Source organism: Paraburkholderia denitrificans, assembly GCF_042655705.1.
Lineage (GTDB): Bacteria > Pseudomonadota > Gammaproteobacteria > Burkholderiales > Burkholderiaceae > Paraburkholderia > Paraburkholderia denitrificans.
Genome location: NZ_JBHSMP010000016.1, coordinates 86,148 through 112,945 on the forward strand (window position 1 = coordinate 86,148; position 26,798 = coordinate 112,945).

Annotated in this window: 24 protein-coding genes; 11 read left to right on the top strand and 13 right to left on the bottom strand. The window is 63.2% G+C overall.

Annotated elements, in window-relative coordinates:
- Nucleotides 1-121: 121 nt before the first annotated feature.
- The 6 genes from glcD to ACFPTO_RS13335 all read left to right on the top strand — a co-directional run bounded on the left by glcD (nucleotide 122) and on the right by ACFPTO_RS13335 (nucleotide 7,189).
- On the top strand, nucleotides 122-1,621 hold the full coding sequence (glcD, locus tag ACFPTO_RS13310) for a glycolate oxidase subunit GlcD (RefSeq protein WP_377711810.1): 1,500 nt from the start codon (nucleotides 122-124) through the stop codon (nucleotides 1,619-1,621).
- Nucleotides 1,621-2,688 (top strand): glycolate oxidase subunit GlcE, encoded by a 1,068-nt coding sequence (gene glcE, locus ACFPTO_RS13315; protein ID WP_377711811.1) that lies wholly within the window; start codon nucleotides 1,621-1,623, stop codon nucleotides 2,686-2,688. The genes glcD and glcE overlap by 1 nt, the downstream gene beginning before the upstream one ends.
- Before the next feature lie 18 nt (nucleotides 2,689-2,706).
- Nucleotides 2,707-3,963: a glycolate oxidase subunit GlcF gene (gene glcF, locus ACFPTO_RS13320; RefSeq protein WP_377711812.1), complete on the top strand. Its 1,257-nt coding sequence runs from the start codon at nucleotides 2,707-2,709 to the stop codon at nucleotides 3,961-3,963.
- Nucleotide 3,964: 1 nt separating this feature from the next.
- Nucleotides 3,965-4,369, top strand: coding sequence for a heme-binding protein (locus ACFPTO_RS13325; RefSeq protein ID WP_377711813.1), 405 nt, complete (start codon nucleotides 3,965-3,967; stop codon nucleotides 4,367-4,369).
- Between the two features lie 39 nt (nucleotides 4,370-4,408).
- Complete coding sequence (locus tag ACFPTO_RS13330; RefSeq protein ID WP_377711814.1) at nucleotides 4,409-6,571, top strand: malate synthase G; 2,163 nt, start codon at nucleotides 4,409-4,411, stop codon at nucleotides 6,569-6,571.
- Between the two features lie 234 nt (nucleotides 6,572-6,805).
- Entirely contained in the window at nucleotides 6,806-7,189 is a 384-nt protein-coding gene (locus ACFPTO_RS13335; protein ID WP_377711815.1) for a BON domain-containing protein, read from the top strand.
- An 86-nt stretch (nucleotides 7,190-7,275) separates the two neighbouring features.
- On the opposite strand, the gene ACFPTO_RS13340 is transcribed toward ACFPTO_RS13335, so the two are convergent.
- Nucleotides 7,276-8,505 carry an MFS transporter gene (locus ACFPTO_RS13340; protein WP_377711816.1) on the bottom strand — a complete coding sequence of 410 codons (1,230 nt, stop codon included), beginning with the start codon at nucleotides 8,503-8,505 and terminating at the stop codon, nucleotides 7,276-7,278.
- The gene (locus tag ACFPTO_RS13345) at nucleotides 8,502-8,681 is read right to left on the bottom strand and encodes a hypothetical protein (protein WP_377711817.1); all 180 of its coding nucleotides are present in this window, start codon (nucleotides 8,679-8,681) and stop codon (nucleotides 8,502-8,504) included. Before ACFPTO_RS13345 ends, ACFPTO_RS13340 begins: the two co-directional genes overlap by 4 nt.
- Before the next feature lie 61 nt (nucleotides 8,682-8,742).
- Here ACFPTO_RS13345 and ACFPTO_RS13350 point away from each other — a divergent pair, with 61 nt between their 5' ends.
- A complete protein-coding gene (locus ACFPTO_RS13350) occupies nucleotides 8,743-9,093 on the top strand; it encodes an EAL domain-containing protein (protein WP_377711818.1) in 351 nt (116 codons plus the stop codon).
- Here the strand turns inward: ACFPTO_RS13350 and ACFPTO_RS13355 are convergent.
- Nucleotides 9,083-9,364, bottom strand: a complete 282-nt coding sequence (locus tag ACFPTO_RS13355; protein ID WP_377711819.1) for a hypothetical protein — start codon at nucleotides 9,362-9,364, stop codon at nucleotides 9,083-9,085. The genes ACFPTO_RS13350 and ACFPTO_RS13355 overlap by 11 nt on opposite strands.
- A gap of 234 nt (nucleotides 9,365-9,598) precedes the next feature.
- On the opposite strand from ACFPTO_RS13355, the gene ACFPTO_RS13360 reads away from it, so the two are divergent.
- Nucleotides 9,599-11,431 (top strand): methyl-accepting chemotaxis protein, encoded by a 1,833-nt coding sequence (locus ACFPTO_RS13360; protein WP_377711820.1) that lies wholly within the window; start codon nucleotides 9,599-9,601, stop codon nucleotides 11,429-11,431.
- A gap of 4 nt (nucleotides 11,432-11,435) precedes the next feature.
- Here the strand turns inward: ACFPTO_RS13360 and ACFPTO_RS13365 are convergent, their stop codons facing one another.
- Nucleotides 11,436-11,624, bottom strand: coding sequence for a hypothetical protein (locus ACFPTO_RS13365; RefSeq protein WP_377711821.1), 189 nt, complete (start codon nucleotides 11,622-11,624; stop codon nucleotides 11,436-11,438).
- A 272-nt stretch (nucleotides 11,625-11,896) separates the two neighbouring features.
- Between ACFPTO_RS13365 and ACFPTO_RS13370 the strand changes: the two genes are divergently transcribed.
- Complete coding sequence (locus ACFPTO_RS13370) at nucleotides 11,897-13,465, top strand: methyl-accepting chemotaxis protein (protein WP_377711822.1); 1,569 nt, start codon at nucleotides 11,897-11,899, stop codon at nucleotides 13,463-13,465.
- Between the two features lie 115 nt (nucleotides 13,466-13,580).
- On the opposite strand, the gene katG is transcribed toward ACFPTO_RS13370, so the two are convergent.
- The 4 genes from katG to ACFPTO_RS13390 all read right to left on the bottom strand — a co-directional run bounded on the left by katG (nucleotide 13,581) and on the right by ACFPTO_RS13390 (nucleotide 20,118).
- On the bottom strand, nucleotides 13,581-15,746 hold the full coding sequence (katG, locus tag ACFPTO_RS13375; protein WP_377711823.1) for a catalase/peroxidase HPI: 2,166 nt from the start codon (nucleotides 15,744-15,746) through the stop codon (nucleotides 13,581-13,583).
- Between the two features lie 552 nt (nucleotides 15,747-16,298).
- The gene (locus ACFPTO_RS13380) at nucleotides 16,299-18,854 is read right to left on the bottom strand and encodes an EAL domain-containing protein (RefSeq protein ID WP_377711824.1); all 2,556 of its coding nucleotides are present in this window, start codon (nucleotides 18,852-18,854) and stop codon (nucleotides 16,299-16,301) included.
- A gap of 382 nt (nucleotides 18,855-19,236) precedes the next feature.
- Nucleotides 19,237-19,440: a YgaP family membrane protein gene (locus ACFPTO_RS13385; protein WP_293040293.1), complete on the bottom strand. Its 204-nt coding sequence runs from the start codon at nucleotides 19,438-19,440 to the stop codon at nucleotides 19,237-19,239.
- 222 nt (nucleotides 19,441-19,662) lie between these two features.
- Nucleotides 19,663-20,118, bottom strand: coding sequence for a hypothetical protein (locus ACFPTO_RS13390; protein WP_377711825.1), 456 nt, complete (start codon nucleotides 20,116-20,118; stop codon nucleotides 19,663-19,665).
- Nucleotides 20,119-20,363: 245 nt separating this feature from the next.
- Between ACFPTO_RS13390 and ACFPTO_RS13395 the strand changes: the two genes are divergently transcribed.
- Nucleotides 20,364-20,603, top strand: coding sequence for a hypothetical protein (locus ACFPTO_RS13395; RefSeq protein WP_377711826.1), 240 nt, complete (start codon nucleotides 20,364-20,366; stop codon nucleotides 20,601-20,603).
- 85 nt (nucleotides 20,604-20,688) lie between these two features.
- On the opposite strand, the gene ACFPTO_RS13400 is transcribed toward ACFPTO_RS13395, so the two are convergent.
- The 5 genes from ACFPTO_RS13400 to ACFPTO_RS13420 all read right to left on the bottom strand — a co-directional run bounded on the left by ACFPTO_RS13400 (nucleotide 20,689) and on the right by ACFPTO_RS13420 (nucleotide 24,643).
- Nucleotides 20,689-21,078 (bottom strand): DUF3564 family protein, encoded by a 390-nt coding sequence (locus ACFPTO_RS13400; RefSeq protein ID WP_377711827.1) that lies wholly within the window; start codon nucleotides 21,076-21,078, stop codon nucleotides 20,689-20,691.
- Between the two features lie 30 nt (nucleotides 21,079-21,108).
- Nucleotides 21,109-21,333, bottom strand: a complete 225-nt coding sequence (locus tag ACFPTO_RS13405) for a c-type cytochrome (protein WP_377712095.1) — start codon at nucleotides 21,331-21,333, stop codon at nucleotides 21,109-21,111.
- 209 nt (nucleotides 21,334-21,542) lie between these two features.
- Entirely contained in the window at nucleotides 21,543-22,379 is an 837-nt protein-coding gene (locus tag ACFPTO_RS13410; RefSeq protein WP_377711828.1) for a universal stress protein, read from the bottom strand.
- A 115-nt stretch (nucleotides 22,380-22,494) separates the two neighbouring features.
- The gene (locus ACFPTO_RS13415; protein WP_377711829.1) at nucleotides 22,495-23,928 is read right to left on the bottom strand and encodes an MBL fold metallo-hydrolase RNA specificity domain-containing protein; all 1,434 of its coding nucleotides are present in this window, start codon (nucleotides 23,926-23,928) and stop codon (nucleotides 22,495-22,497) included.
- Between the two features lie 97 nt (nucleotides 23,929-24,025).
- Nucleotides 24,026-24,643: a hypothetical protein gene (locus ACFPTO_RS13420; protein WP_377711830.1), complete on the bottom strand. Its 618-nt coding sequence runs from the start codon at nucleotides 24,641-24,643 to the stop codon at nucleotides 24,026-24,028.
- On the opposite strand from ACFPTO_RS13420, the gene ACFPTO_RS13425 reads away from it, so the two are divergent.
- Nucleotides 24,642-26,654 carry a sigma-54-dependent Fis family transcriptional regulator gene (locus ACFPTO_RS13425; protein ID WP_377711831.1) on the top strand — a complete coding sequence of 671 codons (2,013 nt, stop codon included), beginning with the start codon at nucleotides 24,642-24,644 and terminating at the stop codon, nucleotides 26,652-26,654. The two genes, ACFPTO_RS13420 and ACFPTO_RS13425, sit on opposite strands and share 2 nt — an antisense overlap.
- Nucleotides 26,655-26,798: the final 144 nt, after the last annotated feature.

Here is a 26,798-nt window from a genome sequence, read left to right on the forward strand (position 1 = left end):
CTTGAAAAAACTGGTATGACCACTGCTGCGGGCTCTGGACAGCGGGGCGCGTACCCAGAAGAATCGGCGGAATTCAAAATCAGGCGCGGCCTGCGCCGGGCACATGACGGAGATACCGGAAATGAGCTTCATGTATGACGAGTCGATCGACGGCCCGCTGCCGACAGTCGACCGCGTCGAACTCGTGGCGGCGCTACGCGCGCGTGCGCCCGAAATGGAAATCCTGACCGAGCGTGAGGATTTGCGGCCATTCGAATGCGACGGCCTCGCTGCCTATCGCAACGTTCCGCTCCTCGTCGTGCTGCCGTCGACTGTCGAGGAGGTGCAGACCGTGTTGCAAACCGCAGCCGCGCGCGGCGTGCCGGTTGTGGCGCGCGGCGCGGGCACGGGTCTCTCGGGTGGCGCGATGCCGCTCGAAAAGGGCATCCTGCTCGTGATGTCGAAGTTCAACCGGATCCTCGATATCGATCTCGAAGCATGCGTCGCGCGCGTGCAGCCGGGCGTGCGCAACCTCGCGATCTCGCAGGCGGCCGAGCCGTACGGTCTCCATTACGCCCCCGACCCGTCGTCGCAGATTGCCTGCTCGATCGGCGGCAATGTTGCGGAGAACGCCGGAGGCGTGCATTGCCTCAAGTACGGCCTGACCGTCCACAACGTCCTGAAGGTCGAGATGCTGACCATCGACGGCGAACAGGTCACGCTCGGTTCCGATGCGCTCGATAGCCCCGGCTTCGATCTGCTCGCGCTCTTCACGGGCTCGGAGGGGACGCTGGGCATCGTCGTCGAAGTGACGGTCAAGCTGCTGCCGAAGCCGACGAGCGTCAAGACGCTGCTGGCGAGCTTCGACGACGTCACCTGCGCGGGCGCAGCCGTGGCGAAGATCATCGGCGAGGGCGTGATTCCCGGCGGCCTCGAAATGATGGACAACCTGTCGATCCGCGCAGCCGAAGATTTCGTTCACGCGGGCTACCCCGTCGACGCCGAAGCGATCCTGCTGTGTGAACTCGATGGCGCGCGCGATGACGTTGAGGAAGACACCGAGCGCGTCGGTGCGTTGCTGCGCGAGGCCGGTGCCGTGGAGTTGCGGGTCGCGCGCGACGAGGCCGAGCGCCTGCGTTTCTGGGCGGGCCGCAAGAACGCATTCGGGGCCGTGGGCCGCATTTCGCCCGATTACTACTGCATGGACGGCACGATTCCGCGTCGCGAGTTGCCGCGCGTGCTCAAAGGCATCGCCGCGCTGGCCGACGAGTTCGGCTTGCGGGTGGCGAACGTGTTCCATGCGGGCGACGGCAACATGCACCCGCTCATTCTGTTCGACGCAAACCAGCCCGGCGAAATGGACCGCGCCGAGGCGCTCGGCGGCCGGATTCTCGAACTGTGCGTCGAGGTGGGCGGCAGTATCACGGGCGAGCACGGCGTCGGGCGCGAGAAGATCAATCAGATGTGCGTGCAGTTCAGGCACACCGAGATCGAGTATTTCCACGCGGTCAAGGGCGCGTTCGATCCGTCGCGCCTGCTCAATCCCGGCAAGAACATCCCGACGCTGCATCGCTGCGCCGAGTTCGGAAAGATGCACGTTCACGGCGGTCAACTTCTGTTTCCTGGACTGGAGCGGTTTTAATGCGACGCGAACTGAATTCGATGGACGATAGCGCTGCATTGATCGCACAGGTCGAAGCGGCGCGCGCCGCGGGCACGCCGCTTCGCATTCGCGGTGGCGACAGCAAGGCGTTTCTCGGACGCACGGTCGTTGCGCAGACAATCGACACACGCGGACATCGCGGGATCGTGACCTACGACCCGACCGAACTCGTCGTGACGGTGCGTGCGGGCACACCTTTCTCCGAAGTCGAGGCCGCGCTCGATGCAGCCGGCCAGATGCTGCCGTTCGAGGCGCCCGCGTTCGGCGGGGCGGCCACGGTGGGCGGCGTGTTTGTCACCGGCCTGTCCGGGCCGCGGCGTCCGTGGGCGGGCTCGGTGCGCGACTTCGTGCTCGGCTGCCGCATCATTTCGAGCGACGGCAACCCGCTGCGTTTCGGCGGCGAGGTCATGAAGAACGTCGCGGGTTTTGACGTGTCGCGCTTGATGACGGGGAGCTTCGGCTGCCTCGGGCTCGTGACCGAAGTGTCGTTCAAGGTGCTGCCCAAACCGCGCGCGACGCGCTACGTCGCGCTCGAACTCACGCCGGAGGTGGCGCGCGAGCGCATCGCGGGCTGGCGCCGCGCGGGGCTGCCCGTCACCGGCGCATGCCACGCCGACGGGGTGCTGCAAGTGCGTCTGGAAGGCGGCGTCGGCTCGGTGCGCGGCGCACAAGAAACGATTGGCGGCGTCGAGGCGCACGAATCGTTCTGGACGCAACTGCGCGACTTCGCACTGCCGTTCTTCGACGATGCGCGTCCGCTGTGGCGTCTGTCGCTGCCCGTTGCGGCGCCGCATGTGGCGTTGCCGGGCGACGCGCTGCTCGACTGGGGCGGCGCACAGCGCTGGCTCAAGACCGATGCGGGCGCAAACGAAGTGCGCCGCATCGCGCGCGAACTGGGCGGCCATGCAACTGCGTTTGCGCCGGGCGTCACCGACGCGCCGTTCCAGCTGCTGCCCGGGCCGCTCATGCAATTGCACAAGCGCCTCAAAACGCAGCTCGACCCGCTGGGGATCTTCAACCCGGGCCGCATGTACGCGGATCTGTGAACCCGAAAATTCTGTCCGATGCAAACCAATCTGAGCGAAGCGGCGCAGTCTCTCGAGCGCGCCGAAGAGGCGGAATCGATCCTGCGCGCGTGCGTGCACTGCGGGTTCTGCAACGCGACCTGCCCGACCTACCAGTTGCTCGGCAACGAGCTTGACGGGCCGCGCGGCCGCATTTATCTGATCAAACAGCTGCTCGAAGGAGAGCCCGTCACCGAGAAGACGCAACTGCATCTCGACCGGTGCCTCAGCTGCCGCAACTGCGAAACGACGTGCCCTTCGGGCGTGCGCTATCACGCGCTGCTCGACATCGGCCGGGCCGAGGTTGCGCGCCGCACGGTGCGTCCGGCGCGCGAGCGCTGGCTGCGGGCGGGGCTGCGTCATGCGGTGTCGCGGCCTGCCTTGTTCGCCGCGCTGCTCGGCGCGGGCCGCGTGGCGCGCGCGGCGTTGCCCGAAACGCTGCGCGACAAGATTCCCGCACGTGCGCCCGTGGCGAGCCCGCGACCGTCCATGCAGCAGACCGCGCGCCATACGCGCCGCGTGCTGATGCTCGAAGGCTGCGTGCAACCGTCGCTTGCGCCGAACACGAACGCCGCTGCCGCACGCGTGTTCGACCGGCTCGGGATCGGCGTGACGCCGGCGCCGCAGGCCGGTTGCTGCGGTGCAAACGACTACCACATGGACGCGCAGGAGGCGGGCCTTCAGCGTGCGCGGCGCAATATCGACGCATGGTGGCCCGCAATCGAGGCGGGCGCCGAGGCGATCGTCATGACGGCAAGCGGATGCGGCGCGTTCGTGAAGGAGTACGGTGATCTGCTGCGTTTCGATCCGGCCTACGCGGACAAGGCGCGGCGCGTGAGCGCGCTTGCGCGCGACCTCGTCGAGGTGATCGCCGCCGAGCCGCTTGAACAGCTCAACGCGCTCGCGCCTGCCGCCGCAAAGCAGATTGCGTTCCATTGCCCGTGCACGCTGCAGCACGCACAGCGGCTGGGCGGCAAGGTCGAAGCCGTGCTCGCGCGGCTTGGCTTCGGGCTGACTGGCGTGGCGAACGCACACCTGTGCTGTGGCTCGGCTGGAACGTATTCGCTCACGCAACCGGAAATCGCGAAGCAATTGCGCGACAATAAGCTCGACGCGCTCGAAACCGGACGGCCGGACGCGATTGTTACTGCCAACGTCGGCTGCCAGACGCACCTGAACAGCGCGGGCCGCTCCAACGTCACGCACTGGATCGAACTTGTCGATTCGCTGTTGACACCAGACCAGGAGATGAATTGAGATGCAGATGAAACCCGCACTCGGCATTGCCGAAGCAAACCGGATCCTTGATGCGGCGCGCGACGAAGCGCAGCGCAACGGCTGGGCCGTCGCAATCGCGGTGGTCGACGACGGTGGGCACCCAATCGCGCTCGCTCGTCTCGACGGCACGGCGCCGGTGAGCGCGTACATGGCGCAGGAAAAGGCGCGCACGGCGGCCCTTGGCCGTCGCGAGTCGAAGCTTTACGAGGACATGATCAACGGCGGGCGCACGGCGTTCCTGAGCGCGCCGCTCACGGCGACGCTCGAAGGCGGCGTGCCGGTTATCGTCGATGGACAGGTGGCCGGTGCGGTCGGCGTCTCGGGCGTGAAATCCGACCAGGACGCGCAGATCGCCAAGGCTGGCGTGCGAAGCATCGCAGCCTGAGCGCCACAGCATTTTCAGTTGATTCAGGAAGAGAGCGAAATGATTGAACATCACGGACTTCAGGTCGACGAGGCGTTCGGCCGGTTTATCGAAACGGAAGCGCTGCCGGGTACGGGCGTCGAAACTGACGCGTTCTGGCGCGGCTTCTCCGCGCTCGTGCACGAGCTTGCACCGCGCAACCGCACCCTGCTCGCCGAGCGTGACCGGCTGCAGCGCGAACTGGACAGCTGGCACCGCGCGCACCCGGGACCAGTGCGCGATTTGCGCGCCTACCGCGATTTTCTGGCGAAAATCGGCTATATCGTCCCGGTGCCTTCGAGCGTCGCCGCAACGACTGCAAACGTCGATAGCGAAATCGCGTCGCAAGCGGGCCCGCAGCTCGTCGTGCCGCTGTCGAACGCGCGCTATGCGCTGAACGCGGCGAACGCGCGCTGGGGCAGCCTGTACGACGCGCTGTACGGCACCGATGCGCTGCCCGAAGACGGCGGCGCCACGCGCGAAGAGGCGTACAACCCGGTGCGCGGCAAGCGTGTGATTGATTTCGCACGCAACTTCCTCGATCGCGCGGCGCCGCTTGCGGGCGGTTCGCATCGCGATGCGACGGGCTACACGGTGGCGGGCGGCCAGTTGTCGGTGAAGACCGGCGCGGGTGCGACGCGCCTCGCGGATCCGGCGCAGTTCGCCGGCTACCAGGGCGGCGCCGATGCGCCGAGCGCGATTCTGCTCAAGCATCATGGGCTGCACATCGAAATCCAGATCGATGCATCCACACCGATCGGCGCGAGCGATCCGGCTCACGTGAAGGATGTGGTGATCGAGGCGGCGGTCAGCACGATCATCGACTGTGAGGATTCGGTCGCGGCCGTCGACGCCGGCGACAAGATCGAGCTTTACCGCAACTGGCTCGGGCTCATGCAGGGCACGCTGCAGGAGGAAGTTGCGAAGGGCGGGCGCACGTTCACGCGGCGTCTGAACGCCGATCGCGAGTATCACGCGCCGGACGGCTCGACGCTGACGCTGCATGGCCGTTCGCTGCTCTTCGTGCGCAACGTCGGGCACCTGATGACCACGGGCGCGGTGCTCGACCGCGACGGCAACGAGATCCCCGAAGGCATTCTCGACGGCGTCGTGACGACGCTGTGCGCGATGCACGACCTGAAAGCGAAGCGTAATTCGCGCACGGGCTCGATCTACATCGTGAAGCCGAAGATGCACGGTCCGGCCGAAGTCGCATTCGCCGACGCGATTTTCTCGCGCGTCGAAGACATGCTCGGCCTGCCGCGCAGCACGATCAAGATGGGGATCATGGACGAAGAGCGCCGCACGAGCATCAACTTGTCGGCGTGTATCGCAGCGGCGGCTTCGCGTGTCGCGTTCATCAACACGGGCTTTCTCGACCGCACCGGCGACGAGATGCATTCCGCCTTCGAAGCGGGCCCGATGTTCCGCAAGGGCGACATGAAGTCGTCGGCGTGGATCGCCGCGTATGAGCGCAACAATGTGCTGGCGGGTCTCGCTGGCGGGCTGCGCGGCCGAGCGCAGATCGGCAAGGGCATGTGGGCCATGCCCGACCTGATGCACGCGATGCTCGAACAGAAGATCGCGCATCCACGCGCGGGCGCGAACACCGCCTGGGTGCCGTCGCCGACTGCGGCGACGCTGCACGCGCTGCATTATCACGAGGTCGACGTTCAGGCTGTCCAGCAGGAACTCGAACAGATTGATTACGCAACGGAGCGCGGCGCGTTGCTCGACGGGCTGCTCACGATTCCGGTTGTCGAGCGCGCGCAGTGGAGCGACGAGGAAATCCGCCTCGAAGTCGAGAACAACGCACAGGGAATTCTTGGCTACGTCGTGCGCTGGGTCGAACAGGGCGTGGGTTGCTCGAAGGTGCCGGATATCAACAACATCGGCCTGATGGAAGACCGCGCGACGCTGCGCATTTCGAGCCAGCACATTGCGAACTGGCTGCGGCACGGTGTCGTGACGCGCGAGTTCGTGCTCGACGTGTTCCGCCGCATGGCGGCGGTGGTCGATCGTCAGAATGCGGGCGACGCGAATTACCGCCCGATGGCGCCGAGCTTTGGCACGTCGTATGCATTCAAGGCCGCGTGTGCGCTCGCGCTCGAAGGCAAGGACCAGCCGAGCGGCTACACCGAGCCGCTGCTTCATCAGTACCGGCTCGCGTTCAAGAAGCAATAAGGCAGCAAAAAACAGCAGCAAATAACAGGAACAAAAAAAACGCGTGTGATTTTCCCCGGAACGGGCGCTGCGGCGCCCGTTTTTTTCGTCTGTGCCACCTGGGATTGTCACGTTGACGGAGTTGCGTAAGATAAGGAAAGCGAGCGGCGTCAGCTATGCAAAAAAAAACGGTAGGGCTGCGGCTAACTCGTTTGTTTTTTCACTGCCAGGCGAACAGAACACAAAGGAGGCAGCATGAACAAAAACGGTGCGAGCGGATTAATCGGCGCAATGCTGATTGCGGCCATCGCGAGCTGGGCGGCTGGTGTGAGTGCGAGCGCGAGTGCGCAAACGGATGTGACTGCCCCGCTCGGCGCGGTCGTGGAACGGGTAGCGGTCCCTGGGGTGCCGCCTCGAAACAGACCGGATACTTCGATTATTCGCGACGTTCGCCGTGCCTTCAGGCGCGTGCCGGGGCTCGACGATTCGAGAATTCACATCAGGGTGCGCTTCGGCGTCGTTACGCTCACAGGCAAGGTGCCGGAGAGCTGGCAGATCTCGCGCGCGGGTATCGCGGCAAGATCGGTGCTCGGCGTCAGGTCGGTGTTCAACAGACTGACCGTGGGGAGAAGGCGGTAGGGGTTGCGATCACGCCCGGAAGGGATGAGCCGTCATTTGCCGCGAGCACGGTTCGTCCCGGTTCTCGATGCCTTGAACCGAACCGGTCACCGCAAGTGGTTGCTTCCCAAAGCGCGCTCACGGAGCGCCGAGCGGGCCGTCAATTGGCTCAGGAACACGGCAGCCGCGCAGGCTGCCACGCCACCGGCGGCAAGCGTTGCATAGGCCGAGGCCCATTGATGGGTTGCGTCGAAGGCCGCACCAAACGCTGCGGGCGCCAATGCGCCGGAGCCGAAGCCAAGCACGGATCGAACGCCCATCACGCGGCCAAGGCTCGCGGGCGGCACTTCATCCGTCATGGCGGCGGAAAGCACGCCCGAGTCGCCGAGGATGAAGAAACTGCCGATTGATGCGATCACAACGGTCCACGCAGGGCCCCAGTGAATCGACCATCCCATCAGCAACGAGCAGGCCGCGCCCGCGCCGCCCACAAAAACAAGGACTTTCGAGCGATCCAGTCTGTCCGATAAGGTACCGATTGCGGTCGTGGCCAGCATGCCGGACAGGTGCACGACAGCGCCCACGATTAGCGCCATCGTTACGGCATTCAGATGAAGCGGTTCGAGTGCAGTCGCAAGCAATGAAGGCGTCCACGCGTAGTGGCCGAGCAGTTCCCAGCAGTGCGCGATGTATCCGATCAAGAGGCAAACCGCGACCGGCGTGAAGGTCGAGCGCCAGCGAAATGCGGGGGCATTTGCTTTGCCCGAGTCATGCTTTGTGTGTTTCGCGGGCTGCATTCCGGCCAGACTCAATTGACCGATTGCGGTGCCTGCAAATACGCCAACGGCACAGACACCGAAGCCCGCTGCGACGCCGAATGTTTGCGTGGCCCACAACGAAAAGAAGACGGAAAGCAGATAGCCGAATGAACCGGCGGCCAGCATCATCCCCATCGCCCGTCCGCGCTTCGACGGCAAGCTCAGGTCCGCCGCGAGCATCAGCGCGGGGGCATATGAGCCGCCTTGCGTAAGTCCAACGAAGATGATCAATACGAGTGCGGTTTCGGGAGAGCGCGCAAATAGCGCGAAACACGCAAGGGCGATCGTCCCAGCCCACGTACACCAAAGGTAGACGCGCTTCGCACCGAAGCTATCGGATAGCCAGGCTGCGGCGAGCAGCGCGATGGCGTTCGAAAGGTTGAAAGCAGTCTGGATCGTGCCCGCCGTTCCAGCGCTCATATGCCACGTGTGCCGGAGAACAGGCAATGCGCCTACAAATGCCATCGTCCCCATGCAGGCGCCGGTGCGCCCGATACAAAGCCATACCAGACGATTCATGCGTTGCCTCGCAGCGAACAGTGCGCTTTTCCCCTCGCCGTCGATTGCTTCGCGTCGTCGATACGTTTCATTTTGTCAAGCAGCTTGAGCGATGGCGCAATTTGGACATGACCGTCGCATTCCATCCGGCTTATCAGATTCGAAAGATTCTGCCAGCTTGCCACCAGGTAGCGCACGCTTTTTCCATTCCCATCCTGGTGAATTATCGCGCTGGAATTTAAACCGCAGGAAAGCGATTTGCTTTTACGTTTCTGTGATATTCAGAAACGCTGGTTGCGCGACGGGCTCGACATTCTGGTTTCCGTGAACCTGCCGGCCGAGGCGCTCGACGATCCGCGCTATTACGACATTACCCGCGAAGCGCAGCGCCGCTACGGCATTCGGCCGCAGCGGCTGATGCTGGAAGTGCTGGAGACATCGGATGCGGCTTCGCGCGATAGCGAACGTCGCGGGCTGGAGCGATTTCGGGCACTTGGCATCAAGCTCGCCGAGGACGATCTCGGTGCCGGACACAGGAGTTTCATGTGCGGCTTCTGTTCGGCACATCGCTTTCAAGGGTGGTCGAATTTCTGGCGGATTACACGCTGATTCCGCCGTTCAGATCGGCCAATCCGGGGTTGCAGACCGCGCTGCTGGATGCCGCGGCGAAGCACGGTATTGCAGGCCCGCAATATTTGGCCGCTCGCGAGCGGTTGATTGCGGCGTTGAGCAGGGGATGATGATGAATGGTCAAGCGCCTGATCTGTGCTTGCCAGGCTGATTGCAGATGGCGCGATCCCGTCGTATGAATCGACGCTTTCACGGACATCGTGGAAGCATTTTGTAATACGTGTTCGTCAAAGAAATATTCAAGATGCAACGGCAATTGCCGTTAGTCAGTTATGCGCGGAAGGTACGTGAACTGCGGGAATGAACGCTGCGATTCACACTAACAAGATGTTGCAGCTTGTCTCTAAAGACCGACGACGCACAGGTTTGAGGATCACCTGACCTGAATCTGGGAGACAGTCTGGAGGCTGCCGTGAGGGCGGGCGTCTGGATGAGGCAAGTTCGTCATAATTTTTGAGCAGGCTGTCAACCAAAGGAGTTGCAGATGGGGTTAGGTCTTAACGGCATGCGCATCGGCGTGCGGCTAGGCGTCGGCTTTGGAATCTTGCTGATGCTGTTATGCGCGGTCGGCGGTTTTGCTACCTGGCAGGCGTCGCGCATCAATGCCAGCACGGTCGATATTGCCGATAACTGGCTGGCCAGCGTGCGTACGCTGGGAAGCGCGCGTACCGCTGCGAATGGCGTACGCCGCGCATCCTTGCGTGTCGTGCTTGAGAGCGACGCTGCGAAGAAGCAGACGCAGCGCGCCGAGCATGACGCGCAGCTGAAGCTGTATGACCAGGCCATGGGCGCGTACGAAAAGACCGTTTCGGGCGCTGAGGAGACTGCGCTCGCTCAGCGCATCAAGTCGGCCTGGGCCGACTATCTGGCGGTCGACAAGCAACTGCTCGAACTTTCCGACGCGAATAACGATGCAGCAGCCCGTACGTTGGCAACTGGCGAATCGTCCGCTACGTTCCAGGCGCTAAACGAGGCAATCGCGAACGATGTCGCGTTCCAGACCAAGGGTTCGAACGAAGCGCGCAATAGCGCCGAATCGACCTACGAAGCCGCGCTTTGGGCAACTGTTGCGCTGATCGTGATTGCTGGCGTGGCGGGTGTCGGCATGGCCGTTATCATCACGCGATCGATTACCCATCCGCTCAATCAAGCGGTTAAAGTCGCGGAAACTGTCGCGAACGGCGATCTGACCTCGCAAATCGATGTATCGGGCCGCGACGAAACTGCCCAGTTGCTCGGCGCATTGCGCAACATGAACGGCAACCTTGCCAATCTGATCGGTCAGGTGCGCCATGGTGGCGAAAGCATTGCGACCGGCGCATCGCAGATCGCGGCAGGCAATACCGATCTCAGTGCGCGCACCGAGGAACAGGCAGCATCGCTCGAAGAAACCGCATCGAGCATGGAAGAATTGACGGCCACGGTTCGCCAGAATGCGGAAAGTGCGAAGCAGGGCAACATGCTGGCAGCGAACGCATCGGAAGTTGCCGTTCGCGGCGGCGACGTGGTGGGGCGTGTTGTGAACACCATGCAGGAGATCGCGGACAGCTCGATCAAAGTGGCCGATATTATCGGCACGATCGAAAGCATCGCATTCCAGACCAATATTCTTGCGCTCAATGCGGCAGTGGAAGCAGCGCGCGCCGGCGAGCAGGGCCGCGGCTTTGCCGTCGTTGCGGGTGAGGTGCGCGCACTGGCGCAGCGTTCGGCGACCGCCGCGAAGGAAATCAAGGACCTGATTAACGAGTCGGTGAACCGCGTCAGGGCGGGTACGGCGCAGGTGGATGAAGCGGGACGGACGATCGACGAGGTCGTGTCTGCCGTGCGCCGCATGACCGATCTGATGGGCGAGATCGCTGCGGCTTCGGACGAACAGCACCGTGGCATCGAGCAGGTCAATCAGGCCGTGGTGCAGATGGATCAAGTCACGCAGCAGAACGCGGCATTGGTGGAAGAGGCGTCGGCTGCGGCGCAGTCGATGGCCAACCAGGCGCTCGGATTGCGGGACGCGGTGTCGGTGTTCAAGATATCGGGCACGCAGGTGGCGGCAGCGAAGACGGCTGCGTCCGCCGGGCAAACGCCACGCCGGGCAGTGACGCCGAAATCGACGGCGCGGCCCGCAAAAACCGCGGTTTTCCAGCGGTCCGGTTCGGCTGCTGCGACACACGGTAAAGCGGCAGTTGTCGAGGCGCAGCAGACGCCGGTCGCTGGAGCCGCTGGCGCGCCAGGCAAATCAACCGTTGCCGATGCACCGAAGTCTCCCCTTTTGACAGCGGCTGTTGCGCACGACAGCGCTTCGGATTGGGAAACCTTCTGAAGCTTCAGTTACCGATGGCGTTCGACGTGCGGACGCCATCGGCCACAGTTTCGAATAGCCAATCCGGTTTGAAAGCGTAACGTGTTGCGCGACCGGATCGCGTATGGCGCGCGTTCGGAAAACCCTCATGCGTTGTCGTTTTTTCTAACTTCTCGATAATCGGGTCTGGAATGACTCCAAGATCGAATTTCACTTCGGCGATCCGTAAATTTATCGGAATACTTACGCAATGTGTCAAATTGTCCGATGTAATTCAGGCTAATTATTTTTAAATGGTTAAAAAGTTGAATTGATTTGCATCAGCTTGATTCGGGCGGGAATACGGTAGACTCGCCCGCGCGAATACTTGTATTCGCCATCGGTGGTCTGCGGCGTGTTGAAGCGTTGTCAGGATGAGAACGCCACACGCCCAGTGCCGCTTCTTTATTGAAGCGGAGAGTCCGAAAAAACGGTGTAGATTGAATCATGCGTATTAACCAGCCAGTCACGAATGACGAGTACGTATTGCCGCAGGACGAGGTCATTATTACTCGTACTGACCTGAAAGGCAGAATCGAATACGCCAATGATGCATTTCTTCGCTCCTGCGGTTTTTCACGCGAAGAGGTGTTGGGCAAAGCACAGAATATCGTCCGGCATCCCGATATGCCGCCGTGCGCTTTCGAAGACCTGTGGGCGACGATCAAGAGTGGCCGTCCGTGGACCGGAGTCGTCAAGAACTGGCGCAAAGACGGCGGGTTCTACTGGGTGCTCGCCAATGTCACGCCCTCTGTACGCAACGGCAAGGTCACCGGATACATCTCCGTGCGCACGCGTCCGACCGAGGCGGAGATCGCTGCGGCCGAACGCCTGTATGCAGACCTCAAGCAGGAGCAAGGGTCCAGGTGGCGTCTGAAAGGCGGGCGCGCTATCCGCAAGGGTATTTTTGGCATTCCGCAGCGACTGCTGAGCCTTCCGGCCAGCATGCGCCTCGACGCATTAATGGTGCTTCAGGCAGTGATGATCCTGCTGGTGCCGATCTGCACGGCAACCGGGCTTCTCGCGCATACGGCGGGCGTGCAGCTTGGATGGTCGATTGCCATCGCAGCCGCATCGTTGTGCGGAGTGATGGCCGTCTACTTGTCCCGCAATATTTTCGTGCCGCTCGCCGAGATGAACGCAAGCGCGCTCAAGGTTCTCGCGGGCGACCTGCATCATCGCTTTCTGGAGCGGGGCGATACGAACACGCAGCGTCTCGGGCGCGTGCTGAACCAGATGAACGGCAAGTACATCGGCGTATTGATGGACACGCGCGTATCGATCGACAGAGTGCGCGACGCCTCCGCGGGACTCGCCACCGGGAATGCCAATCTGTCTGCGCGTACCGAGCAGCAGGCGAGCGCCATCGAACAGACCACGGCAACGCTGAGTCAGATCACCGATACGGCGAAGCACAACGCTCAATCGGCGAAACAGGCCAGCTCCGAAGGGGAGCGCACGGCTGAGGCAGCCTCGGCTGCCGCAGAGGCTGTCCGCCGCTCGGCACGGCTCACGGACGAACTGGCTGGCCACTCGCGGCGAATTTCGGAAATCACGGCCACTATTGACGGCATCGCGTTTCAGACGAACCTGCTGGCCTTGAATGCAGCAGTTGAAGCTGCGCGGGCCGGGCAGAACGGACGCGGATTTGCCGTGGTCGCGAACGAGGTGCGTACGCTCGCGAAGCAGTCGGAGGCCGCAGCGCGCGAAATCAAATCGCTGATCGACAACTCGCTCGAACTGATGACGGCAAGCGCCCAGGCCGCGGCCAGCGCCGGGGGCGACATGGGCAAGGTCGAGCAATCCATTGCGGGACTCACGCGCACCATTTCAGATATTGCGCACGCAAGCAGTGGACAAAGCGTCGAGATCGGCGAGTCGCAGATTGCCGTGGAGCAGCTTGCCCAGATCACCCAGATGAACGCGGCGCTCGTCGAGGAATCGACTGCTGCGTCGGCCGCGCTCAACCAGCAGGCCCAGGCGCTTGAAGACGCCGTGAACGTGCTGATGGGCTAGCGATCCGGTAGATAAAGCGACAAATAAAAAAGCCGCACGGCACGAAGCCGCGCGGCTTTTCGTTTTTGCAGAACCAGCTACCGTTTCCAGCAGATGGCTCTTTGTGATCAGGCGATCAGGCGAGATCGAAGCGGTCGAGGTTCATGACCTTCACCCACGCGGCGACAAAGTCATCCACGAGGCGCTCGCGGCCATCGGTGCTGCCATAGACTTCGGCGAGTGCGCGCAGGATCGTGTTTGAGCCGAACACGATGTCGACCCGCGTGCCGGTCCACTTGACCTTGCCCGTCTTCCGGTCGCAGCCCTCGTAGAGGTCGCCCGCCGGCTTCCACTCGGTGCCCATGTCGAGCAGGTTGACGAAGTAGTCATTGGTCAGTGCGCCAGGCGTGGCCGTGAATACGCCGTGCTGGCTGCCGTCCGCGTTGATGTTGATCGCACGCAGGCCGCCAATCAGCGCGGTCATTTCGGGCGCGGTCAGCATCAGCAACTTGGCCTTGTCGATCAGCAGCGCCTCCTCGCGAACAGCGGGCTTGCTCTTCACGAAGTTGCGGAAGCCGTCGGCAAGCGGTTCGAGCACCGCGAAAGTCGTCGGATCGGTCTGCTCAGCCGAGGCATCGACGCGGCCCGGTGCGAACGGCACCTTGACGTTGACGCCTGCGGCTTTTGCGGCCATTTCGATACCGACGCCGCCGGCCAGCACGATCACGTCGGCGAGCGACGCCTTGCCGGAAGCCTTCTGGATTTTTTCCAGCGTGGCCAGCGTGCCCGCAACCGGCTTGTTGACTTCCCAGTCCTTCTGCGGTGCGAGGCGAATGCGTGCGCCGTTTGCGCCGCCACGCTTGTCCGAACCGCGGAACGTCGAGGCCGAAGCCCATGCGAGCGCAACGAGTTCAGAAGCCGACAGGCCCGATGCGGTGATCGTGGTTTTGAGCGCGTCGATGTCGGCCTCGCTCGGCTTGAACGTTGCAGCCGGGATCGGATCTTGCCAGAGCAGGTCCTGCTTCGGCACTTCCGGGCCGAGGTAGCGCGCCTTCGGGCCCATGTCGCGATGCGTGAGCTTGTACCACGCGAGCGCGAATGCATCGGCAAAGGCCTGCGGATTGTCGAGGAAGCGGCGCGAGATTTTCTCGTAGGCCGGATCGAAGCGCATCGAGAGGTCGATCGTCAGCATGGTCGGCTTGCGCTTGGGCGAACCGGCTGCCGGGCCCGGAATCACATCTTCCGCATCCTTTGCCACCCACTGGATTGCGCCAGCCGGGCTCTTTTCCTGAACCCATTCGTAATTGAACAGGTTTTCGAAGAAGAAGTTGCTCCATTGCGCGGGCGTCTGCGTCCAGGTCACTTCAAGACCCGAGGTGATCGCGTCGGCGCCCTTGCCGGTCTTGTAGGTGCTTGCCCAGCCGAGACCCTGCTGTTCGAGCGGCGAGGCTTCGACATCGGGCCCAAGACTGCTTGCGGGACCCGCACCGTGGGTTTTGCCGAACGTATGGCCGCCTGCGATCAGCGCGACCGTTTCCTCGTCGTTCATCGCCATGCGAGCGAAGGTCTCGCGAATGTCGTGTGCAGCCGCAACGGGATCGGGATTGCCGTCCGGGCCTTCCGGGTTCACGTAAATCAGGCCCATCTGCACGGCAGCGAGCGGATTGTCGAGATCGCGCTCGCCCGAGTAGCGGCTGTCCGGCTTGTCGCTGGTGGCCAGCCACTCCTTCTCAGCGCCCCAGTAGACGTCGTTATCCGGTTCCCAGGTATCTTCACGGCCGCCGGCATAACCAAAGGTGCGAAAGCCCATGGTTTCGAGCGCCACATTGCCGGTCAGAATGAACAGGTCGGCCCACGAAATCTTCTGGCCGTATTTCTGTTTGATCGGCCACAGCAGCCGGCGCGATTTGTCGATGTTGACGTTGTCGGGCCACGAGTTCACAGGTGCGAAGCGCTGCTGGCCGCGTCCGGCGCCGCCACGACCGTCACCGCTGCGATAGGTGCCAGCGCCGTGCCAGGCCATGCGAATGAACTGCGGGCCGTAGTGGCCGAAGTCGGCCGGCCACCAGTCCTGCGAGTCGGTCATGAGCTTGCGCAGATCGGCCTTGAGAGCTTCGTAATCGAGCTTTTTGAATTCCTCGCGATAGTTGAACTTCTTGCCGAGCGGATCCGATTTCTCGGAATGCTGATTGAGAAGATCGACGCGGAGTTGGTTCGGCCACCAGTCTTTGCTGGTTGCGCCGCCGCCGATGGCCTGGGCGGCGGCATGGCTGGTAAATGGGCACTTGGCTTCGGATGACATGTCGCTCTCACTTGGTTGATAGACATCGTGAAATCCACAGCTGGCGCAGCCTGCGGGGGGATAGCCGATCATGCCGGAACGCATCTGGCACGAACAATTGAATTTCTTTATGAAGGCGATTCGAAAAGCATCGTGAGTAGGTTGGTGATGTGTCGGATCTTTGACAACGCGTCGGCATGGGCGTGTTGTTCATGGCCTGCAACGGATGATCTGTCGCCTATGAATCCGCCGGATGCCTGCGAGCAAATCGTATAGGAATTCTGATTAGTAAGGGCGTAGCCTGTGCAAGCCTATATCCGGCGCCAGTCGATGTATGCGAACGGAGTGAATGTGAAAACGATTCGGTGCGACGCGTCGATGGCTCGATGCCGAATGCGTGCGTGAAATCGTTTAACGGAATATTCGTGGGGAATGCGCCGGAGGTCGGCGAATGCGACGATCAACGAATCGTCGTAGACCAGTTCGCCGCGCGTGAGCGCGGACCTGAGCAGGTTAGCTCAGGCCGAACTCGTACTGAAGGACGCGTGAGGGCCGGAGCAGCGTCAGCCGCCCTCACATCCCCGCAAGCGCCGTCTTACTCGCATGATGTTGACCCGGCGGCATGGGGAAAGCATTACGCTGCCATGACAAAAGCTCGTTGACCCGTTCCGCGGGCGCGGGCCGTGCCAACAAAAAACCTTGCCCCTGATGGCAGCCCGCATCCTGCAGGAACGCGAGTTGTTCCGGCGTTTCCACGCCCTCCATCACGACGTCGAGGTCGAGCGCGCGTCCCATCGCCACAATCGCGCGAATAATCGCACGATCCGCACTGTGCGCGTCGCAGCCGCTCAGGAACGATCGGTCGATCTTCAGCGTATCGACCGGCAGATCCTTGAGATATGCGAGCGACGAGTAGCCCGTGCCGAAGTCGTCGATGGCGATGCTTACGTTGCGCGTTTCCAGTTCGCGCAGCAAGACGCCGATCTCCTCGCGCGTATTCATCGTTGTGCTTTCGAGCAGTTCGAGTTGCAGGCGTTCGGGCGGCAATGCGGTTTCGCTGAGTATCCGCGTGAGGTCGGTCAGGAAGCTATCGGTGTGGCACTGCCGGGCCGACAGATTGACCGCGATGCGGCCGAATTCGAGGCCCGCGTCGAGCCAGTTGCGCGCCTGTCTGCAGGCTTCCTGAAGGACCCAGCGGCCGAGCGGCACGATCAGCGCGGACTGCTCGACGATCGAGATGAACTTGTCGGGCAAAAGCAGCCCGCGATGCGGATGACGCCAGCGCAGCAGGGCTTCGACGCCGACGACGCGTCCGCTCGAAAGATCGTATTGCGGCTGGTAGAACAGGCAGTATTCGTTCTGTTCGAGTGCGCGGTGCAGTTCGCCGACCATATCGAGCTGCGCGATCGCCGACGACGTCATCTTGCTCTCGAAGAACTGGAACGCATTGCAGCCCTGGTTCTTCGCACCGTACATCGCCTGATCGGCGAGCATCATCAGCTGCTCGGCCTCGGTGCCGTCGTCGGGATAGATGCTGATGCCGATGCTCGGCGTCGTGAAGATATCGTGCCCGTTGAGATCGATGGCCTGCCCGACCGAATTGAGCAGCGACTTCGCAATACGGCCCACGTCCCGCACGTCGTTGAATTCCTCCAGCACGAATGCGAATTCGTCGCCGCCGAGCCGTGCAACGGTATCGCTGTCGCGCACGCCCGCAGCGAGCCGCGAGGCTACCGTCTTCAACACTTCGTCGCCGGCATGATGGCCGAGCGTATCGTTCACGAGCTTGAACCGGTCCAGATCCAGATACATCACCGCGACCTGGCGTTTGCTGTGGCTCGCATGGATGATCGCGCGTTCGAGCCGCTCCTCGAACAGCGCACGATTCGGCAGGCCGGTCAGTACGTCGTGGGTGGCGAGGTAGCGCAGCCGCTCTTCGTTCTGGCGTCGCTGCGTGATGTCCGAGAAGATGCCCGCGTAGTGCGAGATGTTGCCTTCGGTATCGTGAATGCTCGTGATCGTGAGGTATTCGAGGTACAGCTCGCCGCTTTTGCGGCGGTTCCAGATTTCGCCTTGCCAGTGGCCGTTGGTGACGAGCGAGTGCCACATGTTCTTGTAGAACGACGCGTCCTGATGGCCCGAGTTCAAGAGGCTCGGGCTGCGCCCGAAAACCTCTTCGTCCGAGTAGCCGGTCAGGCGCGTAAAGGCCTGATTCACGCGCTCGATCTTGCCGTGGCGATCGGTCACCATGATGCCTTCGAGCGCGGAGTCGAACACGAGATCGGCCATGCGCAGACTGAAGCGGGCACGTTCGAGCGCTTCGTCGCGCTCGACCAGCGCGCTTTGCAGCTCGCTCAGATACTCCTCTTCGATGTTCTGCATGATGTCCGCAAAGCTCAGCACGGCGGTGAGACGGCCTTTGGGGTCGCGCACGCCGAGATGGCGGATATGCTGCTGCAACATGAAGCGCTGCGCGGCATAAAGGCTCTGCGTGGCGGCCAGCGCCCGCAGCGGGCGGCTCGCATGATCGCTGACCACGCCAGCGAGCGTTTCGTTGGCGATCAGCCGCACCACGTCGCGTTCGGTCAGGATGCCGTGCTCGCCGTCTGCATAGGCCACGACGACCGCATCGAGCTTGTTCCTGCGCATCGTTGCGATGGCGTCATGCAGCGGATACTGTTCCGGCACGACAACGGGCGCGCGCAACTGAATCGATTCGAGCGACTTCAGGCGCAGGAAAAACTCCGCACCCTGGTTGACGATGACGTCGGTTTGCGTGATCACGCCGATGCACGCGCCGTCTTTCACGACGCCGAAGTGGCGGATGCCCGACTGCTTGAAGCGAACCGCCGCCTCGCCGAGCGGCGTATCGGCATCGAGCGTCAGCAGCGGGGCGCTCATGACGGCGCCGATCGGGAGATCGGGCGTGTTCGCATCCTCGCCCGCCGAAAGTGCGTCCTGTTCGGTCCAGATGCCGACGGCACTGGCGCCTTCCATCACCACGATCGAACTGCAGCCTTCGGCCAGGAGGCGGCGCACGGCTTCACGCACCGATGTGTCGGGCGTGCAGGTGAGTAACGGACGTGCGATCAGGCTCGAAATCGGAACGTGGTAGCTGCTGGTATACATTTTCTTGCGGACCCCAGGCGATTGACCAGGCGATTGATACCGGCGAGCCTTATCCAACATCGCCGGTCGCTGATTAGACCCATCGCGCCTCAACGGCGGGCGCGTCCTGAAACTTGAGTGTCAAGTTGTCGCAGGCGATCTGGGGATGTTGCGGGTCGATCCGGCTACGCGGCGGACGACAAGGGAAGGGCAGCATGGCTCGACCAGATGATTTCGTCGTGCCGCCACGCTGCAATGGTCCCGCATCAGGCTGTTTCGACGTGCGCAGATGGCCTGCGCACGTCGCGGCGAGTGGAGCTGGCTAAACAGGATTTAAAGCGGCTGGCTTTAAAACAGCGGGCTTTAAAGCGGACCGTAAAGCGGGGCGAGCTTTAAAGCGGTCTCACTTCGAATCGGATTTGGACAGCGGACAGGTCCTCAGCCCAAGGAGGCGGTAGGCCGGGCACACGCGCACGAGACCCGTGACGAGCGGCACGATGCCAATCCATCCCCAGACTCCGATGCGTCCTGTTGCGGCGAGGCCAATCAGGGCCAGCCCAATCACGATCCGGAGAATCCGGTCGACGGTTCCGATATTTGCTTGCACAACAGTCTCCTTGCCAGAACGACGGGTTGTATACCGAAGGCGGGATGGACCGGCGAGCGCGTGCATTCGGCCTTCGAAGCGGGCGTTACCCGTCTAGTCTCGCCTGGCGAGCGAGACCGGATGCTGATGCAGCGTAAGGTTCCGTGAAATGACGACACTGGCGTGCGTTTTACGAGGCGCTGAGCGTCGCAGTTTCCCAACCGAGCCCTTCGGCAGGCGCCGTTAAGGCGTGTGGTCCGGTACTGCCGGAGTTGGCGGGGCCTGGGGACGAACGAGATCGCCCCAGCCGAGCGGCGCGTAGACCGTGCCGCCCACCAGTTCGACGCATTCGACGAACTTCTCGATCGTCGATCCGCCCATGATGAAGAGCGGCTTCGGCACCAGGTAGTTTTCGGTGCGCAGCCACGGAACGTGGCCGTCGTTGATCGTTTCCACGCTGTACGCTGCGCCGTGCGCGCCGCTTTCGGGCCGCAGCAGCGAGCCGTCGAACGCGAGTTTGAGAATCTGGCCGGGTTCCCCGGCGTACGGTTCCCCGGCGTATTGCTCGTAGGGTGTGCGCTCCCAGCCGTCGCCCCACTGCCGATTGAGGTCGAGCCGGGTGAAGAACGCCCATGTGTCGCGCACGAAGCAGAGGCGGTAGCGCTGCTTCACGCCGCTCAGATCGACACGCATGGCCATGACGTTGGCTCCTTGAGTCGGGAAGACACGGACTCGCTGCCGTACGCGAGCCGTCACTCCCCGCGTTGTACCCTGCCTGCCCGAATCGGCCCGGCAGCCGGTTCGGCGCGAACCGGGAAAGCCCGATTGATGCACATCAACCGCGCACGGCCTGCCGGGTCTATGCTCAAATCGATAGCGTACCCGCGAACGGCCGCGGATTAACCGCACGATCAGGGCGAGCCGCCTGCTATGGAGCGTGAGTCATGACTCTCAACGGAAACATCGACGCGGGTACGTGGAGCGTGACCGCGGAAAGCGTGCCATCGCCGGAGGGTGGGTACGGTTGCCTGATTCACGTCGAGCACACAGGGCCCCAGGCGCAGTTCACTCACACGTTCGCCCATCACAGCACGTTTGAAAACGAAACCGATGCCGTGCTGGACGGGTTGCGCGAAGGCATGCTGTGGATCGAACTGAAATCCCGTCACGCGTTTCATGTGTGACCTCATGTGCGAGCACATGTCTGAGTGATGCCCTGCGCAGCCCGCCTGTGCGTGACGCTCGTGTGTGCTGTCCGCCTGTGCCGATTTACATGCCTTCGTCGGCGAACAGGCTGTCGGCGGCCACGCACTCAGTCGGGTCCACACACTGCACATGCCATCTGCCTTCCTCCCTCTCAGCCCGGTCGTACTGGTCGTGCCGGTCGTGGGTAAGCCAGCGAATTGCGCCGGTTTCGCCTTCGAACGGACCGCCCGGCGAAGCAAGATCGAGTCCTTCCAGCACACATAGCGGCTCTTCGCCGCTGCCCGCCAGCAGGCAGGTGCCGTCCGACGCGTGCCCCGCATGCCCCCAGGGCGGCACGCCGCTTCCGACATGACCTTCGCGGGACCACTTGCCCGATTGCGTGTCGAGCCAGACGATGGCGCAGGCGTCGGGGTTGTGGCGATCGTAGCGGTCCAGATGAGCGGTGATGCGCATAATGGCACTCCGAAAATGAAAATCGTCGGTTTATTGGCTCAATACCCACTGTACGAGCGTATGGGTATCGTCGCGGGAAAGCGGGCCGCCTCGCTGTTCGGGCGGCGGCATCGGCGTGTCGCCCCAGTGCGCACGACCGCCGATCAGCAGCTTCTGTTCCAGCATCGCGCTTGCGTCGGGCGTCTTGCGGTAGCGTTCGGCAATTTGACGGAACGACGGCGCGAGAAAAGCTGCATCCATGGTATGGCAGAACATGCAGTGTTGCGCGTTGACGAGTGGTGTCGGTTCGGGCAATTCGAGTATGCGTGAGTACACCGTGTATTCCTCCGACCAAATAATCGTTGGCTCAGCGGGCCGTCACGTCGTCGATGGCCGTTGGCGCTTTATACGTTTCGTTTCGTCTCGCTTCGCTTTGCTTGAACGTTGCGCACACAGCAGCAGAGCCGCAGCGCGTGTCCATGCGTTCAATGCGACATCAGCACCGGCACCGTCGCAGAATCGACTATCGTGCGGGTCACGCCGCCGAGCACGCGCTCTTTCCAGCGCGCATGGCCATACGCGCCCATCACGACGAGATCGTAGCCTTCCCCGGCCGCGAACGAGAGGAGCGCGTCGCCGCTGGTCTCGTCGATATCGTTGCGAATTTCGGTGTAGCTGGCGTTCACGCCGTGCCGTGCGAGCGTCGCCGTGACGTCGGTGCCCGGTGCGCGTACCGGTGCGCCCGAGCCCGGCGTGTTGATGCGCACGACGGTGACCCGTTGCGCGCCGGCGAGAAGCGGCATGGCATCGAAAAGCGCACGCGCCGACTCGCGGGTGCCGTTCCATGCCACGAGTACGCGCGAGCCCACCGCTTCGTGGTGTCCCGCATACGGCAGCATGAGTACCGGCCGGCCCGACGCCATCACGACGGACTCGGGAAAACGGTCGGCGATATAGGTTTGTGGGTCATCCGGGTCGTCCTGCCCGAGGATGACGAGATCGGCGTAACGGCAATGCGCGACGACCGATGGCTCGGCGGACTGCGACACCGCGATCCATTCGCCTTTCACCCCGGCGCGCTGCAACTCCGCGCGAAAGATCCGCTCGGTTGCGCCGCGCTGCTCTTCGTGGTGCTTGCGCTGCGTTTCGAACCAGCTGGCCGAGCCAGCCATGGCATGGAACCCCCGCGGGTCCGGCATGAAGGTCGCGAACAGTCCGGTGAGGTGCGCTTCGAACCGGCGCGCGAAGCGCAGGGCGATCTCGAGCCGCGCCTGAACGCGATTGCTCGTATCGAGGTGAACCAGCAGGGTTTTGTAGGTCATCGCGGCAACTCCTTGGGTAGCGCACGAAGCGCACGAAGGGGGCAAGCGGTTACGGTCGGCGCGGTGTGCGTGGTGGGCGCCGTTACGGTGATGCCGGTCTGCAAAGGTGCGCGCTTCATGCTGAGGCAGATCCGGGTTGTGCGGGCAGCGCGGCTTCGCGGGCGGCGCAGGGTTGATCGCGCGGCGCGGGCTCAGGCAAGTCTACCGATTCCAGGTAACCCGGCACCTCGCAGCGCCAGCCCAGTGTTTCGGTGATGCGCCGCCGCAGCGCGTCCGCCGCCGCGGGTTCGCCGTGCGTGACGAAGGTGCGCAGCGGCGGGCAGGTCAGGCCGCCGAGCCAGCGCAGCGTTTCGCTGTAATCCGAGTGGGCGGACAGCGACGAGATCGCGGCGACTTCGGCGCACACGCTCACGTATTCGCCGTGCAGCTTGATGGTGGGCGCGTGCGCTGCGAGCGCCGCGCCGCGCGTGCCGGCGGCCTGATAGCCGACGAGCGCGATCGTGTTGCGCGGATCGGGCGCGTAGAGCGCGAGGTGGTGCAGCACGCGGCCACCGGTTGCCATGCCGCTGCCCGCGATGATCACCATCGGCCCGCGCCGCCCGGCAATCGCCTTTGATTCTTCCACGGTGCGCGCGGTGAACGTCGCATGGTCGATTGCGTGCAACTGCGAGAGCGTGAGACGGTGCTCGCGCATGTGGCGGCGGTACAGGCCGGTCACGCTGATCGCCATCGGGCTGTCGAGATAGACCGGCACGCTTGCCATGCGTCCGGTTTCCTTGAGGCGCGCGATGTAATACAGGATTTCCTGGGCACGACCCACGGCGAAGCACGGCATCACGACGATGCCGCCGCGCGCGAAGGTGCGCGCGAACATCTGCGCGAGTTCGTCCTCGGGATCGCTCGCCGCGTGCAGGCGGTCGCCGTAGGTCGATTCGACCACGACATAGTCGGCATGCGCGGGCGGCAGGGGTGCGCGCATCAGCGGGTCGTTGGGGCGGCCAAGGTCGCCGGAGAACGCCAGCAGCGTGTGGTCGCAGGACAGCACGACGCTGGCGGCGCCGAGAATATGGCCTGCGGGCAGCAGCCTGAAGCCGAGCCTGGCGCTGAGCGCGGCGGGCGCATCGAACTCGTGCGGGCGGATGAGGCGAAGCGCGCGCTCGGCGTCTTCGACCGTGTAAAGCGCAAGGGCCGGGTGGTGTTTGGAGTAGCCGTGACGGTTGGCGAACGCGGCTTCCTCCTCCTGCAGGCGTGCGCTGTCGCGCAACATCACCTCGCAGAGATCCGCCGTGCCGGGCGTGCAGTAGACCGGGCCGCGAAATCCGTCGCGCGCGAGCACGGGCAGGTAGCCGCAGTGGTCGATGTGCGCATGGGTCAGGATGACGGCATCGATCGAGCCGGCGGGCACGGGCAGGGGCGCCCAGTTGCGCTGACGCAGGTTTTTCGTGCCCTGGAACATGCCGCAGTCGATCAGCACGCGCTTGCCGGCGGCGTCCAGCAGATAGCGCGAACCCGTTACGGTTTCCGCCGCGCCCAGAAACGTGAGTTTCATCGTCGACTCCCAGTCACGCGCCGCAGTAGCGCCATGATTCGATTGGAGCATGTATGGGCGCTGGCTCCTTGACGCGGATCATGTCTTGCGCGAGGTGCTACATCGGGCCGCGCCCGCTGCCTGAAAAAATGGGAGTCCGAATCATATGCAATGGCGCAATGCAAAAATCCCTAATCACATCGTTGCCATTTTCAGGCGATTTCAGATGCTCCTTTTCGCAGATGGGGTTATCGATGCAGCGCGCGCAGAACAGGGCGAAAATAGCGGGCATGTACAACAGCGCGTGGGCATCGGAGTGAGCATTGCTGCGAATGCACTTCTGCGGCGATCCGGAGGAGTCGAATTTTAACGGTCGTGCGTTTTGCGCAATGCGGCGTGTCGTGTGTAATGTGTTTGTAAGTAATCGGCTATGCGAGCCTTGCGCCGCGAAAATTCGTGCGCGTATCGATCGTCGCGCGAACGCCGAACGACCGAAGACTCGGGGTGAGTCCGAATAGCTGGTCGACGCCGATTCCTGTAAAAGACACAAGGCGTTTACACGTTTATGTACCGCGCGCGCTGCTGGCCGATGTCTTGCCCCGCGCGCGTTCCATGCCGATTCACGGATCTGGCGCTTGCGTTGTTCGACGCCAATTATCCGGTAAAAATCCGGCAAAAATCCGGCGAAAGTCCGGAAAGAATCCGGCAAGGTGCTGGGCCATCTGGAGGAAATCATGCTCGAAGCCATTCAATCAGCCGACGGGCACGCGGCTGTGCGGCCTGCTGGCTGGCCCGCGCTATCGATCCAGAAGGCGCACGAACGTTCGAAAACTTTCGGATTGTGCGCATCGGCGCGCCCCGACTACGACGTTCTCTCGAATACGGGACTGACGCTCAAGCGCGAGCAGAACAGCGTGTTGTGCGCGCATGCGATGCCCGTGATGGAGACGTTGCACGAGCAGATCATCAACACGCAGAGCATGATCGTGCTGACGAACGCCGAGGGCCTGATTCTCTATTCGATCGGCGACGACGATTTTCTGGAGCGCGCGGAGAAAGTCGCGCTGCGTGCAGGCGCGAACTGGGCCGAAGACCGGCAGGGCACGAATGCGATCGGCACGGCGCTCGCCGAAGGCTGCCCGATGGTGGTCCACGGCGAGGAGCACTATCTCGTCGCGAATCGTTTCCTGACCTGTTCGAGCGTGCCGATTTTCGATCCCTGTGGCAACGTGGTCGGCGTGCTGGACGTGACGGGCGACCACCGCAGCTATCACCCGCACACCTTGGCGCTCGCGAAGATGTCCGTGCAGATGATCGAGAATCATCTGTTTACGACGGCCTTTCAGGAGACGTTGCAGGTGTCGTTTCATGGCCGCGCCGAGTTCCTCGGAACGTTGATGGAAGGCATCGTTGCGTTCACGAACGATGGCCGCTTCCTGTCCGCGAACCGCAGCGCGCAATTCCAGCTCGGCATGCCGCTGGCGGCATTGCGGGCTCATACGTTGTCGTCGCTGTTCCAGCTCACGAGCACGCAATTGATCGACCGTGCGCGCGCGAGCCACGAGCCGCACATCACGTTGAGCCTGAGCAACGGCGCCGTCGTGCGCGCACGCGTGCAGTTCAGACGCGCGCCGCTCGGGGGGGCGCAGCGCCTTGCCGACACCCACGTCAGCGAGGAGCCCGTTGCGCGTGCCGTCGTCGCACAGCCCGTCGCGCACGCCGTCGTCGCGCAGTCGGCTGCGGGTCTGTCGCGGCTCGCGTACCTCGATACCGGCGACGCGCAGGTGGCATCGGTCATCACGAAGGTCCGCAAGGTGAGCGGCAAGGACATCCCGATTCTGATCACCGGCGAAACCGGCACCGGCAAGGAACTGCTGGCCAACGCGATCCACAACGATTCGCCGCGCCGCGATGGACCGTTCGTCGCGGTCAACTGCGCGTCGATTCCGGAGACGCTGATCGAATCCGAACTGTTCGGCTACGAAGAGGGCGCGTTCACCGGCGCGCGGCGCAAGGGGGCAGTCGGCAAAGTCTTGCAGGCCAACGGCGGCACGCTGTTTCTCGACGAGATCGGCGACATGCCGTACCCGTTGCAGGTGCGCCTTTTGCGCGTGTTGCAGGAGCGGCTCGTCAATCCGCTCGGTTCGACGCGGACCATTGCCGTCGACATCGCGATCATCTGCGCGACGCACCGCGATCTGCGCGAACTGATTGCGCAGCACCGTTTCCGCGACGATCTCTACTACCGGCTCAACGGACTCGTGGTTCGTTTGCCGCCGCTGCGCGAGCGTACGGATCTCTCGATTGTGATCCAGAAGATGCTCCAGCGGGAATCGGCGACGCGCACGGGCGCACAGCCGCTCAGCGTCGCGCCCGACGTGATGGCGCTGTTCACGCGCTGCACGTGGCCGGGCAACTTCCGGCAGCTCGGCAACCTGCTGCGCACGGCGGCGGCAATGGTCGACGACGATGGCGAGATCCGGCGCGAGCATCTACCCGAAGACTTCTTCGAGGACCTGTCTGGCGACGGTGTGCAGGAACCCGCTGCACCCGCGCCGCGCGCCGCCGATGCGCTGATTGCGCAGGGCGAACGCCTGCAGGATGTCGCCGCGTCGGTGATCGCCGCCGCGCTCGCGCGCCACGGCGGCAACGTCTCGGCCGTAGCGCGCTCGCTCGGGGTTTCGCGCAATACGATCTACCGCAAGATGTCCACCGTGACGCACAACCAGACGCCGGACGATGCCTGACGCGCTTTTTCGCGCGTTTCTATCTCTTCCGGTGTAGCGGCTTCGCCGTTCCCGATTCCGCCGTCCATCACACGGATGTTGCGTCCCGCAACATCCGTTTCCTCCTCCGCAATGTCGATCCGCCTGGCGCGCCGTTGTGCGTTG

Excerpts from the sequence above, each read along its gene's own strand:
- ACFPTO_RS13425 (WP_377711831.1), top strand. The coding sequence starts at position 24,642 with ATGCTCGAAGCCATTCAATCAGCCGACGGGCACGCGGCTGTGCGGCCT.
- ACFPTO_RS13410 (WP_377711828.1), bottom strand. The coding sequence starts at position 22,379 with ATGACCTACAAAACCCTGCTGGTTCACCTCGATACGAGCAATCGCGTT.
- ACFPTO_RS13370 (WP_377711822.1), top strand. The coding sequence starts at position 11,897 with ATGCGTATTAACCAGCCAGTCACGAATGACGAGTACGTATTGCCGCAG.
- ACFPTO_RS13400 (WP_377711827.1), bottom strand. The coding sequence starts at position 21,078 with ATGCGCATCACCGCTCATCTGGACCGCTACGATCGCCACAACCCCGAC.
- ACFPTO_RS13360 (WP_377711820.1), top strand. The coding sequence starts at position 9,599 with ATGGGGTTAGGTCTTAACGGCATGCGCATCGGCGTGCGGCTAGGCGTC.
- ACFPTO_RS13380 (WP_377711824.1), bottom strand. The coding sequence starts at position 18,854 with ATGTATACCAGCAGCTACCACGTTCCGATTTCGAGCCTGATCGCACGT.
- ACFPTO_RS13415 (WP_377711829.1), bottom strand. The coding sequence starts at position 23,928 with ATGAAACTCACGTTTCTGGGCGCGGCGGAAACCGTAACGGGTTCGCGC.
- ACFPTO_RS13325 (WP_377711813.1), top strand. The coding sequence starts at position 3,965 with ATGCAGATGAAACCCGCACTCGGCATTGCCGAAGCAAACCGGATCCTT.
- katG (WP_377711823.1), bottom strand. The coding sequence starts at position 15,746 with ATGTCATCCGAAGCCAAGTGCCCATTTACCAGCCATGCCGCCGCCCAG.
- glcF (WP_377711812.1), top strand. The coding sequence starts at position 2,707 with ATGCAAACCAATCTGAGCGAAGCGGCGCAGTCTCTCGAGCGCGCCGAA.
- ACFPTO_RS13420 (WP_377711830.1), bottom strand. The coding sequence starts at position 24,643 with ATGATTTCCTCCAGATGGCCCAGCACCTTGCCGGATTCTTTCCGGACT.
- ACFPTO_RS13340 (WP_377711816.1), bottom strand. The coding sequence starts at position 8,505 with ATGAATCGTCTGGTATGGCTTTGTATCGGGCGCACCGGCGCCTGCATG.
- ACFPTO_RS13395 (WP_377711826.1), top strand. The coding sequence starts at position 20,364 with ATGACTCTCAACGGAAACATCGACGCGGGTACGTGGAGCGTGACCGCG.
- ACFPTO_RS13390 (WP_377711825.1), bottom strand. The coding sequence starts at position 20,118 with ATGGCCATGCGTGTCGATCTGAGCGGCGTGAAGCAGCGCTACCGCCTC.
- glcE (WP_377711811.1), top strand. The coding sequence starts at position 1,621 with ATGCGACGCGAACTGAATTCGATGGACGATAGCGCTGCATTGATCGCA.
- ACFPTO_RS13335 (WP_377711815.1), top strand. The coding sequence starts at position 6,806 with ATGAACAAAAACGGTGCGAGCGGATTAATCGGCGCAATGCTGATTGCG.
- ACFPTO_RS13405 (WP_377712095.1), bottom strand. The coding sequence starts at position 21,333 with ATGTTCTGCCATACCATGGATGCAGCTTTTCTCGCGCCGTCGTTCCGT.
- ACFPTO_RS13330 (WP_377711814.1), top strand. The coding sequence starts at position 4,409 with ATGATTGAACATCACGGACTTCAGGTCGACGAGGCGTTCGGCCGGTTT.
- glcD (WP_377711810.1), top strand. The coding sequence starts at position 122 with ATGAGCTTCATGTATGACGAGTCGATCGACGGCCCGCTGCCGACAGTC.